Annotated in this window: 11 protein-coding genes and 1 tRNA gene; 4 read left to right on the top strand and 8 right to left on the bottom strand. The window is 67.7% G+C overall.

Going from position 1 to position 13,885, the window contains the following annotated elements; all coding sequences use genetic code 11:
• Positions 1-240 precede the first annotated feature (240 nt).
• The 4 genes from NV401_RS07735 to NV401_RS07720 all read right to left on the bottom strand — a co-directional run bounded on the left by NV401_RS07735 (position 241) and on the right by NV401_RS07720 (position 4,804).
• A complete protein-coding gene (locus tag NV401_RS07735; RefSeq protein WP_261293820.1) occupies positions 241-1,467 on the bottom strand; it encodes an efflux RND transporter periplasmic adaptor subunit in 1,227 nt (408 codons plus the stop codon).
• Between the two features lie 2 nt (positions 1,468-1,469).
• Positions 1,470-3,848, bottom strand: coding sequence for an ABC transporter permease (locus NV401_RS07730; protein ID WP_261293819.1), 2,379 nt, complete (start codon positions 3,846-3,848; stop codon positions 1,470-1,472).
• Positions 3,842-4,576: an ABC transporter ATP-binding protein gene (locus tag NV401_RS07725; RefSeq protein ID WP_261293818.1), complete on the bottom strand. Its 735-nt coding sequence runs from the start codon at positions 4,574-4,576 to the stop codon at positions 3,842-3,844. Before NV401_RS07725 ends, NV401_RS07730 begins: the two co-directional genes overlap by 7 nt.
• A 153-nt stretch (positions 4,577-4,729) precedes the next feature.
• Positions 4,730-4,804: transfer RNA gene (locus tag NV401_RS07720), tRNA-Thr, on the bottom strand.
• 78 nt (positions 4,805-4,882) lie between these two features.
• Here NV401_RS07720 and NV401_RS07715 point away from each other — a divergent pair.
• Entirely contained in the window at positions 4,883-5,014 is a 132-nt protein-coding gene (locus NV401_RS07715) for a hypothetical protein (RefSeq protein ID WP_261293817.1), read from the top strand.
• On the opposite strand, the gene NV401_RS07710 is transcribed toward NV401_RS07715, so the two are convergent.
• On the bottom strand, positions 5,004-6,800 hold the full coding sequence (locus tag NV401_RS07710; protein ID WP_261293816.1) for an aminopeptidase P family protein: 1,797 nt from the start codon (positions 6,798-6,800) through the stop codon (positions 5,004-5,006). The genes NV401_RS07715 and NV401_RS07710 overlap by 11 nt on opposite strands.
• A 513-nt stretch (positions 6,801-7,313) precedes the next feature.
• Here NV401_RS07710 and NV401_RS07705 point away from each other — a divergent pair.
• The 3 genes from NV401_RS07705 to NV401_RS07695 are packed head-to-tail and all read left to right on the top strand — an operon-like array spanning position 7,314 to position 9,929.
• Positions 7,314-9,410, top strand: coding sequence for a S9 family peptidase (locus NV401_RS07705; RefSeq protein ID WP_261293815.1), 2,097 nt, complete (start codon positions 7,314-7,316; stop codon positions 9,408-9,410).
• 4 nt (positions 9,411-9,414) lie between these two features.
• Entirely contained in the window at positions 9,415-9,537 is a 123-nt protein-coding gene (locus NV401_RS07700) for a hypothetical protein (RefSeq protein ID WP_261293814.1), read from the top strand.
• On the top strand, positions 9,534-9,929 hold the full coding sequence (locus NV401_RS07695) for an acyl-CoA thioesterase (protein WP_261293813.1): 396 nt from the start codon (positions 9,534-9,536) through the stop codon (positions 9,927-9,929). Before NV401_RS07700 ends, NV401_RS07695 begins: the two co-directional genes overlap by 4 nt.
• 151 nt (positions 9,930-10,080) lie before the next feature.
• Here NV401_RS07695 and ppc read toward each other — a convergent pair whose 3' ends face one another.
• The 3 genes from ppc to NV401_RS07680 all read right to left on the bottom strand — a co-directional run bounded on the left by ppc (position 10,081) and on the right by NV401_RS07680 (position 13,877).
• On the bottom strand, positions 10,081-12,765 hold the full coding sequence (ppc, locus tag NV401_RS07690) for a phosphoenolpyruvate carboxylase (RefSeq protein ID WP_261293812.1): 2,685 nt from the start codon (positions 12,763-12,765) through the stop codon (positions 10,081-10,083).
• Between the two features lie 47 nt (positions 12,766-12,812).
• A complete protein-coding gene (locus tag NV401_RS07685) occupies positions 12,813-13,241 on the bottom strand; it encodes a hypothetical protein (protein WP_261293811.1) in 429 nt (142 codons plus the stop codon).
• A 69-nt stretch (positions 13,242-13,310) separates the two neighbouring features.
• Positions 13,311-13,877, bottom strand: coding sequence for an HNH endonuclease (locus NV401_RS07680; protein ID WP_261293810.1), 567 nt, complete (start codon positions 13,875-13,877; stop codon positions 13,311-13,313).
• Positions 13,878-13,885 lie beyond the last annotated feature (8 nt).

The raw sequence follows: 13,885 nt of genomic DNA, 5'->3' as shown, positions 1-13,885 counted from the left end.
TTGACTAGAACCATTGTGAATTAGACTTGAAATTCGTTTTAGTTCTTTCCTGTGGTCTGATGGATGCCGTGCCGCGCTGGCGACCCTATCGTCGTTGAAGGACTATCGATCGGTGTTGCCGCCGAAGGCACGCAAACCGGACTAGATCGTCATTTCGGGTCGATCACTGCCCGACCCGTCTTATCGTCGGCCGGACCGGGCGCGCGGGGCTGGGCACCTGTCCGCCCGCGACGTGCGCGGCTAAGAAGCGGCTGCGACGCGCACTTTCACGCCGTCCGCAACCTTGTCGCCGGGATGCAGGATCACGCGATCGCCCGGCGCGAGACCGCTGAGAAGCTGTGCGACGTCGGCGTTCATCCGGCCGATCATGACCGGAACGGCCCGGGCGGCATCCCCATCGATCCGGAACACCTGCCAGGCCTTTCCGCTGCGGAACAGCGCGCTGATCGGCACCAGCATGGCGTCGGCCGACGACCAGATCGCGATCCGTGCCGTTGCCCGGAAGCCATGGCCGAGCTGCGCCCATGCGCTCCGCGGCGCGGCGAAATCGATGACCACGTTGACGCGCTGCTCCTCGACACCCAACGCCGATATCTTGAGGAAGCCAGATGGCTCCACCAGCCGCACGCGACCCTCGAGCGGCCGATCGCCGCCCCAGTCCTCGATCGATACCGCGGCGCCGGGCCTGACCTGAACCGCATCGGCGGATAGCAGGTCGGTGACCAGTTCCAGCCGTGCCGGATCGCCGACCGCGACGAGCGGGGTGCCCGCGACGACGACGCGCATGCTCTCCTGCGGTACGGTCAGCACCGTGCCCGATACCGGCGAGCGGACGTCGACGACGCCGCGTCCGGCGGCGTTCGGCGGGCGTACGGTCATGCCCGGGGCGATCAGCCCGGCGCGCGCCGCCAGAACGCTTTCACGGCCGCTGCGCTCGGCCTCGCGCGCCGCATGCACCGCCGCATGGGCGCGATCGCGCGCCGCGCGCGCGGCGTCCAGTGCTGCCTGCGCGACGAAGCCGCGGTCGCGCAGCGCGACGGTTCTGGTCAATTGTCGCTCGGCCAGATGCTGCGCCGCCAGCGCGTCCTCGACCTGGGCGCGGCTCGCCGCTGCCTGCGCTTCCAGCGCGTGGACATTGGCCAGCGTTTGCGCGACCGTGCGCACATCGAGCGCACCGGGCTCGGCCGGCTGGATGCGCGCGAGCAGGGTCACGCCGGCGGTCACCCGTGCACCCGGCTTGAGCGGCACGCGGAGAAGTTCGCCGCTGATCGGTGCCGAGACGGTGTACAGATCGCGCACGCGGGTTTCGGCGAGATCGTCGATCGTGACCGTGATCGGTCCGCGCTGCACGGTGCCGGCCTCGACCTCGACCGCCGGTGTGCGCGTCGCGACGAACAGCGCCACGCCGAGGACGATGGCGATCACCAGGACGAGGATGCGGGGGCCAGTGACGAGCTTGCGGTTCATAATCATTCCCTGGTCTTCAGCGCGCGCACGAGATCGAGCTGGTCGACCCGGCGGCGGATGAGGAACGCGGTGCCGGCGGCGGCGGCGGCGACGATCAGCACGCCGCGGGCCAACACGCGCGGATCGATCTCGAACGGAATGGTGAACAGCTCGGTGCTGAACTGGCCGATCAGGAAGCGCCACAGCTCGATCCCCGCCCAGATGCCGGGCGGAAGCGCCAGCAGGACGAGCAGCGCCTGTTCGCCCAGCAGGATGAAGGCGACTTCGCTGCGCCGGAAGCCGAGCACGCGCAGCGATGCGAGATCGCGCGCGCGCTCCGACAGGCTGATCCGTGCGCTGTTATAGACCACGCCGATCACCACCAGCATCGCCAGGCCGACATAGAAGACGGTCTGGATCGCGAAATTCTGCTCGATCGTCTCGTTCATCGTGCGCAGCATTGCGCGGCGGGAGGAGATCCCGGCGACCATCGGACTGTCCGTCAGGCGCGCATAGAGGCGCGGCAGCGCCGCCGCATCGACCTGCAGATAGGCCCCCGACAGCGTGTCGCCCTCGCGCAGCAGCCGGTTCAGACCGGTGCGATCGAGGCTGGCCGCACTGCCGAACGGGCTGTCGAGCACGGCGGCGACCTGCAGCTGCAGCGTCGGACGCGCGCCCTCGGTCACGGCGGCAGTAATCGAATCGCCGACGCCGACGCCGAGCTGGTGCGCGGTCCGCCCGGCCAGCACGGCACCGGCCGGCGCGGTGCTGGCGGGGCGGCCCTCGATATCGATCAAGCGCCAGAGGCCGGCGCCGGGCGCCACGCCCGCTAATGTTTCGCGCACCTCATGGTGGCGCGCATGCAGGCGCGCGCCGACCGCGCGGAACGGCTGGACGTGCAGCACGCCGGGGATTCGCTCCAACTCGTGGAGCGCGCGTGCATCGCGCGGTTCGGCAAAGGTCACGGTGAGATCCGAGCGGTCGGCAAGGTCGAAGCCGAGATCGATCATCCGGCGGATGCTGGCCGTCGGGCTCGCCGAGGCGACGTAGAGCATGGTCGCCGCGGCCAGGCCGAGCACGGTGAGCGCCGAGCGCAGCGGACGCCGCAGCAGGCCGCGCATGATGATCCGGCTCGGCTCGTCCGGGCCCAACGCGCCGGCGAGCCAGCCCGCGGCGCGGCTCGAATAGTCCGCCGGCGCCTCGGGACGCATCGCATCGGCGGGCGACAATCGCGCCGAGCGCCACACCGCCGTCGCCGCGCCCAGCACCACCGGGATCAGCGTCGCGGCCACGGCGAGCAGATAGGCGTTGGTATCGATCCGGAATTCGAGGAACGGGAAGGTGAAGAAGCGCTGATAGATCCCGGCCATGCCCCGCCCGAGCCATGCGCCGAGCGCGATCCCCAGGACCAGACCGCCGAGCGACAGCAAGACCGCGAGCTGCACATAATGCAGCAGGATGCCGCGGACGGGGAAACCGAACGCTTTCAGCAAGCCGATGACTTCCCGTTCGGTATCGACCAGCCGGGCGAGCACGATGTTGAGCAGGAACGCCGCGACCAGCAGGAAGATCGGCGGCAGCAGCTTGGCCATCGTCGACAGCTGATCGACCTCGTCGCGGACGAACCGGTCCGAAATCTGCTGCTCGCGCGAATAGGCGCCGACGCCGCCATAGGGGGCGAGCAGCAGATCGAGCTGGCGTTCGACCTCGCCGGGCCGCGCACCGGGAGCGAGCCGGACCAGCACGTCGTTGAACGCCTGGTTCAGATCCAGCGCGGCGGCGAGCGGCTCGCGCCCCATCCACAGGATCGCCGAGCGGCGATCGTCGGGAAAGATCTGCCCCGCCGTCAGCACATAGACATATTCCGGCGACAGCACCGACCCGACGAGCCGCAGCTCGACCTGCTTGCCGTACAGCACCGCGCGTACCCGGTCGCCGATCACGATGCCGGCGGCCTTCACGAACGCCGCGTTGGCCACGACTTCCTCGGGATGGCGCGGATCGGGCAGCCGTCCCGCGCGCAACACCATCTGGTTGAGCGACTCGGCGCGCGCCAGCGGCAGCGAATGCACCCGCGCCGTGACCGGCTCCGCCACTTGCGGCACGTCGAGCGTCGCTCGTGTCGTGATCCGGCTCTCGGCGGTCGCGACGCCCGGGATGAGGCGCACCTGCGCCATCAGGGTTTCCGGCGCGCGCACCAGCGGGGCGAAGACGTCGGCGAAGCGATAGCGATCGTAATAGGCGTTGCGGGTCGCTTCGAGCGAGCCGATCAGCCCGACCGCCATGACCATCGTGCCGACGCCCGCCGCGATGACCAAGGCGATCGCCACCGCCTGGCCGCGCAGCCGCCAGAGGTCGCGGAACAGCTTGACCGTCAGCGTCGAGCGGCCCGGCGTTACCATGTCAGCGCCAGCGGTGCGGCGCGGCGGGCATTGTGCCGCCGCCCGGTGATGCGACCGTCGCCGAACAGCAGCACCTCGTCGGCGACGTCGGCGATCACGGCATTGTGGGTGATGACGAACACGGTCGTGCCGAGCTCGCGATTGACCTGGTCGAGCGCGGCGAGCACCCGCGTGCCGGTATGGCTGTCGAGCGCGCCGGTCGGCTCGTCGCACAGCAGCACTTCGGGGCGTTTGGCGATCGCCCGGGCGATGGCGACGCGCTGCTGCTCGCCGCCCGACAGCTGCGCGGGAAAATGATCGAGCCGCGTCTCGAGCCCGACCAGCGCCAGCGCCGCGGCGGGATCCATCGGATGGTCCGAAATCTCGGTGATCAGCGCGATATTCTCGCGCGCTGTCAGCGAGGCGACGAGATTGTAGAACTGGAACACGAAGCCGACGCTGCGGCGGCGATATTCGGTGAGCGCGTCATCGTCGAACGCGGTGACGTCGCGGTCGTGGAACCAGGCATGGCCGGCGGTCGCATGATCCAGCCCGCCGAGGATGTTGAGCAGCGTCGACTTGCCCGACCCGGACGGCCCGAGCAGGACGATCATCGCGCCGGCCTGCGCGACCAGATCGACGCCGCGCAGCGCCTGCACGGCGTTCGCGCCCGTGCCATAGGTCTTGGTCAGCCCTTCGACCCGGTAGACCGGGGGAGCAAGTGCGCGCGCTGCCGCCGTGGGACCCATCGTCAGTCTCCTGCCGGGTCATGGCTATCGCTCGCGGCGGCGCACCGAGATACGGGAATACCCCAAGGGCGGCTATGATGCCTGAAGGGCGCGCGCGTTGCGCCGAGCGCCGCCCGAAGGCGACGCTCAAAGCCATCAAATTCCGCTAGAAACTGGTGCTGCCGGTGAGGATTGAACTCACGACCTCAGCCTTACCAAGGATGCGCTCTACCACTGAGCTACGGCAGCATGCCGCGAGAGCCTTACGGCGCTGGCGGAAGCGGCCTAAGAGACGAGGGGGACGACATTGTCAAGGCAAAGCGAGATATGAGCGACAACAAGGCAGCGGACGAGAAGGCGGAACGGCTGGCGGCGGCGCTGCGCGAGAATCTGAAACGGCGCAAGGCGCAGAGCCGCAGCGCCGCCGACGCGCCGGCCAAGGAGCCCGCTAGCGAATAGGCGCGCATTTGCCATCCAGCCAGGCGCGCTCCGCCGTGTCGAGCAGCGGCGCGATGATCGCGACGACCTGCGCATGATAGGCATCGAGCCAGGCGGCTTCCGAGTCGGTCAGCATTTCGGGCACGATCAGCGTGCGTTCGATCGGCGCGAAGGTCAGCGTCTCGAAGCCGAGCATCTCGGCGTCGCCGCCGGGCAAGCTGCGCGGCGTGACCAGCACGAGATTCTCGATGCGGATGCCGTATGCGCCGGCCTTGTAGTAACCGGGCTCGTTGGAAATGATCATGCCCGGGCGCAGCGGTTCGGACGGGCCGCCGCCGGGATAATTGGGCTGGGCGATGCGCTGCGGGCCTTCGTGGACCGACAGGTACGCGCCGACGCCGTGGCCGGTGCCATGCGCGTAATCGAGCCCCGCCTCCCATAATGGGCGCCGGGCAAAGGCATCGATCTGCCCGCCATTGGTGCCGGGCGGGAAGACCGCGCTGGCGATGGCGATATGGCCCTTCAGCACGCGGGTGAATCGGTCGCGCATTTCCGCGCTCGGCGCGCCGACCGGCACGACGCGCGTCACGTCGGTGGTGCCGTCGACATATTGGCCCCCCGAATCGACCAGATAGAGCTGGCCGGCTTCGATCGGCGCATTCGAGTCCTCGGTGACGTGATAATGCGGGCTGGCGCCGTTGGCGCCGGTGGCGGAGATCGTGTCGAACGAGGTGTCGAGCAGCACGCCGGTCGCCTCGCGCAGTTCCTGCAGCTTGGCGGCGGCGGAGAGCTCGGTCTGGCCGCCCTTCACCAATGCCGATTCGCACCAGCGCAGGAAGCGGACGAGCGCGGCGCCGTCGCGCGCCGAGGCGGCACGGTGGCCGGCGATCTCGGCCGGATTCTTGGTCGCCTTGGCGAGCACCACCGGATCGCGCGCGGTCATGATCGTCGCGCCGCCGGCCGAGAGCCGATCGAAGATCGCCGCCACCGCGCGGTCGGGATCGGCGGCGATCAGCTTGCCGGCATAGCCGCCGAGCGCGTCGGCGAACTCGGACCGATCGCGCACGCGCACGGCGTTGCCGAGGTGCTGGCGCACTGCATCCGTCACCTTGTCGGGCGCGACGAACAGTTGCGCGGTGCCATCGGCATCGACGATCGCGTAGGACAAGGCGACCGGCGTGTGCGCCACGTCCGCCCCGCGGATGTTGAGCGTCCAGGCGATCGAATCGAGCGCGGTGAGCACGACCGCGTCGGCATGGTGCGCGGCGAGCCAGTCGGCGATGCCGGCACGCTTTTCGGCCGAGGAAGCGCCGGCGACGGCGTCGTCCTGCACTTTGAGCTTGGCGTCTGAGGGTTGCGGGCGATCGGCCCAGATCGCGTCGATCGGGTTGTGGTCGACTGCGACCAGCGTGGCGCCTTTCGTCTTCAGCGCGGCGCCGGCTTCGCGCACCCAGGCGCTGGTGTGCAGCCACGGATCATAGCCGATCCGGCCGCCGGCGGGCGCATGCGCGGCGAGCCAGTCGGTGATGCTGACCGCGGGGACGGGCTGGTACGACCAGTCCGCGGCGTCGACCTGCTGGCGCACCTGCAGCGTATAGCGCCCGTCGGTGAACATTGCCGCCTGATCCGCCAGCACCGCCGCCGCGCCGGCCGAGCCCTGGAAGCCGGTCAGCCAGGCAAGCCGCTGGGCATAGCCGCCGACATATTCGGACATATGCTCGTCGGTCAGCGGCACGACGAAGCCATTAAGGCCGTCCTGCTGGAGCTGCGCGCGGAAGGCGTGGAGGCGATTGGTATAGGGGGGCATGGGGGTCTCTGGGCTGGAAGGTCAGGCTAAGGTTAGGCCAAACGGTGGAACTGGTGAGCGGCGAACGTCGCGAAAGTCGCACGCTCCGCGCGCGCGGGCTGCGATCGATCGAGGCGGGGCAGGACGCATTCCGGGACGGTGGCATAAAAGGCGGTTTGTAGGACAGCGCTTCTTTCGATGCGCACGCGCAGACCGGGCATACCAGGGAGCAATGTTGGTCGTGTAGCGCTCATGCTTGGCGCTTCAAGCGTATCCCACAGGCGCAATAACGGCGATTGGCGACGGCCTTCCATCGCGGGCGGGACGCGGTGACGGCCCCGGCCAGCCACTTTCCCGTCATCCTGAACTCGGTTCAGGATCCATCGTGCCACAGCGACGCCGATCCAAGTGGCGGAATGGACCCTGAAATAAGTTCAGGGTGACGGAAATGGGTGCGTGCAGGGATGAATCCCGATGCTTGCAAAGTGGACGTGGGGCTTCGACAAGGCGTCTGTCCACGCTAAGACGCTCGGCATGACCGAGCTTACGCCCCCCATCGCCGAGACCCGCCCGCACAGCTTCACCGCCCACGGCGTGACGATCGAAGACCCCTATGCCTGGCTGAAGGACCCGAACTACCCCGAGGTCGATGACGCGGACGTGCTCGCCTATCTCGAGGCGGAGAACGCCTATTTCGAGGGGGTGATGGCGCCGCACAAGGCGCTGACCGAGCGGCTCTACGAAGAGATGAAGGCGCGGATCAAGGAGGACGATTCGTCCGTGCCGCAAAAGGATGGCGACTGGCTGTACTGGACCGCGTTCGAGACCGGCGGCCAGTATCGCAAATGGTGGCGGAGGCCCGTAGCGGGCGGGCCGGACGAGCTGATCCTCGACGAGCCGGCGCTGGCCGAGGGCAAGGAATATTTCCGTTTGGGCGCGATCGTGATCAGCGAGGACGGCACGCTGATGGCCTATTCGACCGATGCCGACGGATCGGAGCGCTACACGATCCGCTTCAAGTCGCTCGAGGACGGCGCGCCGCTCGCCGAAGAGATTGACGGCGTCTCGGGCAAATGGGGATCGGATTCGATCGAGGGGGCGATCGGCAATATCGTCTTCACGACCGATGGCAGCGGCGTGCTGTACGGGCTGACCGACGAGCATTGGCGCACGCGGACGATCAAGTTCCACCGCTTGGGCACCCCGGTCGCCGACGATGTGGTGATCTATTACGAGGAGGATGCGAGCTTCTCGGTCGGCGTCGACATGACGAGCAATCGCGCGTGGATCGTGCTGGCGACCGGCGGGCACGACACGAGCGAAATCTATCTGCTGCCGGCGAACGATCCGCTGGCCACGCCTTTGCTCGTCTCGGCGCGCAAGACGGGGCGCGAATATGACGTGGACGAGCATGACGGCACGTTGTTCATCCACACCAACGATGTGGATCCGAACTTCCGGCTGTGCACCGCGCGCATCGACGCGCCGGACGAGTGGTCCGAGCTGATCGCGCCGTCGGCGCATTTCTACATGACCGGAATCGAGTGCTTCAAGGACTTCTTCATCGTCGACGGGCGCGAGGATGGTTTGGATCAGATCGAGATCCGGCGCTACGAAACGCCATTGGAGGCGCAGCGCATCGCGTTTCCCGAGGCGAGCTATGATGCGGGCCTGGGCAACAACCCGGAATATGACATGGCAGTCCTGCGCGTCGGTTATGAATCGATGGTCACGCCGGGGACCGAATATGATTACGACGTGGCGAGCGGCACGCTGACCACGCTCAAGGTGCAGGAAATCCCGTCCGGCTATGACGCGGATGGCTATCGCACCGAGCGGCTCAAGATCACCGCGCGCGACGGCACCGAGGTGCCGGTGTCGATCGTCTATCCGAAGGACTTTCCCAAGGACGGATCGCGCCCGCTGTTCCTCTATGCCTATGGCGCCTACGGCTATGCCATCCCGCCGGGCTTTTCGACCGGGCGGCTCTCGCTGCTCGATCGCGGTTTCGCCTATGCCATCGCGCATATCCGCGGCGGCGACGATCTCGGGCAGCAATGGTATCTCGACGGCAAGCTCGAGAAGCGCGCCAACACGTTCAACGATTTCGTCGATGTGGCGAAGGGGCTGGTCGCGCAGGGCTGGACCTCGGCCGGCAGGATCGCGATCGCCGGGCGCTCGGCGGGCGGCGAGCTGATGGGCGCGGTGGTCAATTCCGATCCCGAACTGTGGGGCGCGGTGATCGCCGACGTGCCGTTCGTCGACGTGCTGAACACGATGCTCGACGGCGATCTGCCGCTGACGCCGGGGGAATGGCCCGAATGGGGCAATCCGATCGAGGATCCCGCCGCGTTCGCGCTGATCCGGAGCTATTCGCCGTACGATCAGGTCAAGCCGCAGGCCTATCCGCCGATGTTCATCAGCGGCGGGCTCAACGATCCGCGCGTGACCTATTGGGAGCCGGCGAAATGGGCGGCGAAGCTGCGCGCCACCAAGACGGACGATAACGTGCTGCTGCTCAAGACCAATATGGGCGCGGGGCATGGCGGGAAATCGGGGCGGTTCGAGAGTTTGCGCGAGGCGGCGGAGGAACATGCCTTCGTGCTGTGGCAGCTGGGCGTGGAGGAATAGCGTCATGCTGAACGTGTTTCAGCATCCAGACGCGGTCACCCGCCTCACGGATACCGTCATTGCGGCAACTGACCGCGCCTGGATCCTGAAACAAGTTCAGGATGACGGTTCGGGGTGGGGCCAGTGACGCGCTTCACGCTATCGATCACCGCCGCGCCCGAGGACATTGACGAGCTTGGCCACGTCAACAATGCGGTGTGGGTGCAGTGGATCCAGCGCATCGCGCTGGCGCATTGGGCGGCGGTGGCCTCGGCCGAGGATCAGGCGGCGTATTTCTGGGTCATTACCCGGCACGAGATCGATTATCGCGGCAATGTGCGCGCCGGCGAGACGGTGACGGGCGAGACCTGGGTGCCGGCGCCGCCCAAGGGCGCGCGGTTCGACCGGCACGTGCGGTTCACCGGCGCGGACGGCAAGGTCAAGGTGGAGGCGGTGACGACCTGGGCGCTGATCGACAAAGCGAGCGGGCGGCTGCTGCGCGTGCGGCCGGAGATGGCGGAAGCGTTTCTGAGCGATTGAAGAAGGGTGGTTCGCGCGGAGACGCGGAGACGCGGAGGAAAGAGATTTCGCGCGAACGCGCGAATGTGAGAAAAGTGTTGGTGCGGCGTAACATGGCCGCGGGCGTGACATCTCCGCGCCTCCGCGCCTCCGCGTGAACCAATATTTCTGCCTAACCGCTGTTCCGTAGCGCGGTGGCGATGGCGTTGATCGACAGCAGGATGCCTTCGCCGATCCGTGCATCCTCCTCGCCGGCGCGGCGGCGCTTGATCAGTTCGATCTGCAGCAGGTTGAGCGGCTCGATATAGGGCAGGCGCAGGCGGATCGAGGCGTCGAGCGCGGGATGCTTTTCGAGCAGGCGGGACTGGCCGGTGGCGGCGAGCAGCCCGTCATGCGCCTGGTGCCAGCCGGTCTCGATCTGGCCGAACACGCGCGTCCGCAGATCGGCATCCTCGACCAGGGCGGCATAATGCGACGCGATGCCCATGTCGGACTTGGCGATCACCTGCTCCATATTGGCGAGGCTGGCGGCGAAGAACGGCCAGGCTTCGGCCATTTCCTTGAGCAGCGCCTTGTCCGGGAAAGCCTCGAGCGCTTGCCCCACGCCGTACCAGCCGGGCAGCATGACGCGCGCCTGCGCCCAGCTGAACACCCAGGGGATCGCGCGCAGATCCTCGATCCGGTCGCTCTTGGTGCGGCTGGCGGGGCGACTGCCGATGTTGAGGCCGGCGATCTCGGTGAGCGGCGTCATCTGGCGGAAGAAGGTGCGGAAGCCCTGCGCGTCGTCACCATAGACGAGGTCGCGATAGGCGTGGAACGCGGTGTCAGAGAGCTGCGTCATCGCCTCGCCGAAGCGCTTCGTGTCGGCCGGCGACAGCTGATCGGGCTCGAGGCTGGCGAGCAATGTGGCCGAGGCCATCGCCTCGAGATTGGTCATCGCGGCATCACGCGTGCCGTATTTGCCGGCGATCACCTCGCCCTGTTCGGTGATGCGGATGCGGCCCTGCACCGTGCCCGGCGGCTGCGCGCGGATCGCCGCGAAGCTCGAGCCGCCGCCGCGCCCGACCGCGCCGCCGCGGCCGTGGAACAGCTGCATGGCAATGCCGGCCTTCTCGAACACCGGCTTGAGCGCGGTCGATGCGACGCTCAGGCTCCAGGTCGAGGTGAGATAGCCGCCATCCTTGTTGCTGTCGGAATAGCCGATCATCACTTCCTGATAACCGCGCGCGCTGGCGATCGCGGCGATTTCGGGGAGCGCGAGCCAGTCGGTCATGATGCCGGGCGCGGCCTCGAGATCGCCGATCGTCTCGAACAGCGGCACCGCCATGATCGCGGCGCTGGGCGAATCACCCCCTTGTGAAGAATTGGGCCGGTAGAGGCCGACTTCCTTCAAGAGCAGGTTGATTTCGAGCAGATCGGAGACCGATTGCGCCATCGAGACGATGTAATTGACGATGCAGCCCGGGCCGTATCGGGCATGCGCCTCGTCGGCGGCGCGGACGATGGCGAGTTCGCTGGCGGTTTCCTCGGAATAGGCGGCGAAGCTGCTGGTCAGGGGGCGCGCGTTGGACAGTTCGGTGCGCAGCAGTTTCACGCGGGCGGCTTCGTCGAGCGCGAGATACTCGGCCTCGACCCCGGCGACCTTGAGCAGTTCGGCGACGACGCGTTCGTGCACCGCGCTGTTCTGGCGCAGATCGAGCGTGGCGAGATGGAAGCCGAACGTCTCGACCGCCCGGATCAGCCGGCCGAGCGCGCCGCTCGACGCCAGCGCGCCGCCATCGTGGCGGAGCGCGCGGGCGATGATCACCAGATCGGCGCGGAACGCCTGCGGGTCGGGATAGGGCTCGCCCTTCAGCGTCGCGGGGCGGGGCGCGGGCTTGCCGGTCAGCGCGAGATGCGTCGCGGCGAGCCGGGCATAGATGCCGCTGAGCGCACGGCGATAGGGCTCGTCGCTGCGGCTGGCGGCGGTGTCGCCGCTCGCCTCGGCCAGCGCGCGGACCTCGGCATCGGCCTCGGCAATGTCGGTCGAGATCGACAGTTCGGCGCCCAGCGCATTCACCGCGTCGAGATAATGGACCAGCACCGCTTCGCTGGCCTTGCCGAGCGCGGCGCGCAAACTGTCCGCCGTGACGAAGGGATTGCCGTCGCGATCGCCACCGATCCAGCTGCCCGGCTTGAGGAAGCTCGGCGTGCGCTGGCCCAGCGCGCGATCCCAGCGCTGGTAGAGCGCGGGCAAAGCGGGCAGGAACACGTCGCGCAGATAGCTGAGCGCGGTCTCGACCTCGTCGGCGACGTACAATCGCTCGCGGCGCAGCACGCGCGTCTGCCACAGCAAAGCGATCTGGCGCAGGATCGCCTCGTCGATCTTGTCGCCGTCGGGAGTCTCGGCCAGCCCCTTGTCGCGCAGCGCCATCAGCGCGGCGATATGGTTGCGGTGATCGATCATCGACTTGCGCCGCACCTCGGTCGGGTGCGCGGTGAGCACCGGCGCGATCAGCGCGTGATCGAGCAGGGTCATCACCGCTTGCGTATCGATCCCCTCGGCGGCGAGCCGCTCGAGCGCCGCCTCCAGCGTCGCGCCATGCTCGGCCGCCACGCCCTGGCGATCCTCGGCGAGATTGGCGAGCATCGAGAACAGCATGAAGCCGCGCACGAAATCGAGCGTCTCGTCGATATCCAGCCGATCGAGCCCGAGATCGATCCCGTTCGCGCCGCGATGCCGCTCGACCGAGGCGGCGCGGATATATTCGGTGCGCTCGAACAGCTTGGCGCCGCCATAATCGCGAATCACATCGCCGAGCAATTTGCCCAGGAAGCGGATGTCGGGATTGTTCGCGATCGTCGGAAGGTCGGCCATGGCATCATGCTGCGTTGCGGCGTGGCCCGGGTCAACCGACGATGCGCTTAGCGCGCGGCTTTTGTCGCCGGCGTCGGTACCGGCGTAGGTGCGGGCGTCGGCGCGGGTTGGGGCGATCGGCCCCAGCGCGCGGCGATGCGCTCGGCGGTGGTCAGGATCTGATCCTTGTCGGTATCGGCGGCGGCGAAGCGGGCCAGTTCGGCCGCCTCATATTCCTCGCGCGTGACGATGCCGTCCTTGTTACCGTCCCAGCGAGCCAGCCGTTCCGGGTGGCGCGGAAAATCGGAAGCATTGAGCGTTCCGTCATGATCGCGATCGACGCGGTTGAAGCGCCGGCCGAGCGCCGTGCTGTAATCCTTCAGCGCCTGCGCGGTGGGCGGGCGGAAATCGAACGGGCCGCTATCGCCATCGAGATCCTCGCCCGAGTTCGAACAGGCCGCCAGGGGCAGGGCAAGGGCGATCAGCAGCAGGCGCATGGCGGTTCCTCGGGAGTGACGCGGTACAGGCGGCCGTCTTCACCCGCCCGGCGCCGCCATGCAAGCCGCTTACGCTTCGAGCTCGACATCCCAGTAGAGCCAGTCGTGCCAGGTATCGTGCAGGTAATTGGGCGGGAAGCGCCGGCCATGTTCCTGCATCTGCCAGCTGGTCGGGCGGATCGCGGCGATGTGCAGCGGCATGTTCGCCTGTTTCGGCGTGCGCCCGCCTTTCCTGAGATTGCACGGCGCGCAGGCGGTGGCGACATTCTCCCACGTCGTCCGCCCGCCCTGCGCGCGCGGGATGATGTGATCGAACGTCAGATCATGCCCGCTGCCGCAATATTGGCAGCTGAATTTGTCGCGCAGGAACACGTTGAAGCGCGTGAAGGCGGGAAAGGCGCTGGGGCGGACATAGGATTTGAGCGCGATCACCGAGGGCAGGCGAAGCTTCTGCGTCGGGCTGCGCACCTCGCGCTGATATTCGGCGACGATATCGACGCGATCGAGGAACACCGCCTTGATCGCGGTCTGCCACGGCCAGACCGACAGCGGGTAATAACTGAGCGGCGTATAATCGGCGTTCAGCACCAGCGCCGGGCAACCGTCCGGGTGCCTGATGAGATCGGGATGGTACATAACCCCCT

Origin of the sequence: Sphingomonas hylomeconis, assembly GCF_025370105.1 — a bacterium.
In the GTDB taxonomy this organism is placed as follows: Bacteria; Pseudomonadota; Alphaproteobacteria; order Sphingomonadales; family Sphingomonadaceae; genus Sphingomonas; species Sphingomonas hylomeconis.
The sequence above is the reverse complement of the archived record's forward strand: the minus strand, read 5'-3'. Positions and strand labels throughout refer to the sequence as shown.

Coding starts and splice junctions, on each gene's coding strand:
- NV401_RS07735 (WP_261293820.1), bottom strand. CDS start 1,467: ATGAACCGCAAGCTCGTCACTGGCCCCCGCATCCTCGTCCTGGTGATC.
- NV401_RS07730 (WP_261293819.1), bottom strand. CDS start 3,848: ATGGTAACGCCGGGCCGCTCGACGCTGACGGTCAAGCTGTTCCGCGAC.
- NV401_RS07725 (WP_261293818.1), bottom strand. CDS start 4,576: ATGGGTCCCACGGCGGCAGCGCGCGCACTTGCTCCCCCGGTCTACCGG.
- NV401_RS07715 (WP_261293817.1), top strand. CDS start 4,883: ATGAGCGACAACAAGGCAGCGGACGAGAAGGCGGAACGGCTGGCGGCG.
- NV401_RS07710 (WP_261293816.1), bottom strand. CDS start 6,800: ATGCCCCCCTATACCAATCGCCTCCACGCCTTCCGCGCGCAGCTCCAG.
- NV401_RS07705 (WP_261293815.1), top strand. CDS start 7,314: ATGACCGAGCTTACGCCCCCCATCGCCGAGACCCGCCCGCACAGCTTC.
- NV401_RS07700 (WP_261293814.1), top strand. CDS start 9,415: ATGCTGAACGTGTTTCAGCATCCAGACGCGGTCACCCGCCTCACGGAT.
- ppc (WP_261293812.1), bottom strand. CDS start 12,765: ATGGCCGACCTTCCGACGATCGCGAACAATCCCGACATCCGCTTCCTG.
- NV401_RS07685 (WP_261293811.1), bottom strand. CDS start 13,241: ATGCGCCTGCTGCTGATCGCCCTTGCCCTGCCCCTGGCGGCCTGTTCG.
- NV401_RS07680 (WP_261293810.1), bottom strand. CDS start 13,877: ATGTACCATCCCGATCTCATCAGGCACCCGGACGGTTGCCCGGCGCTG.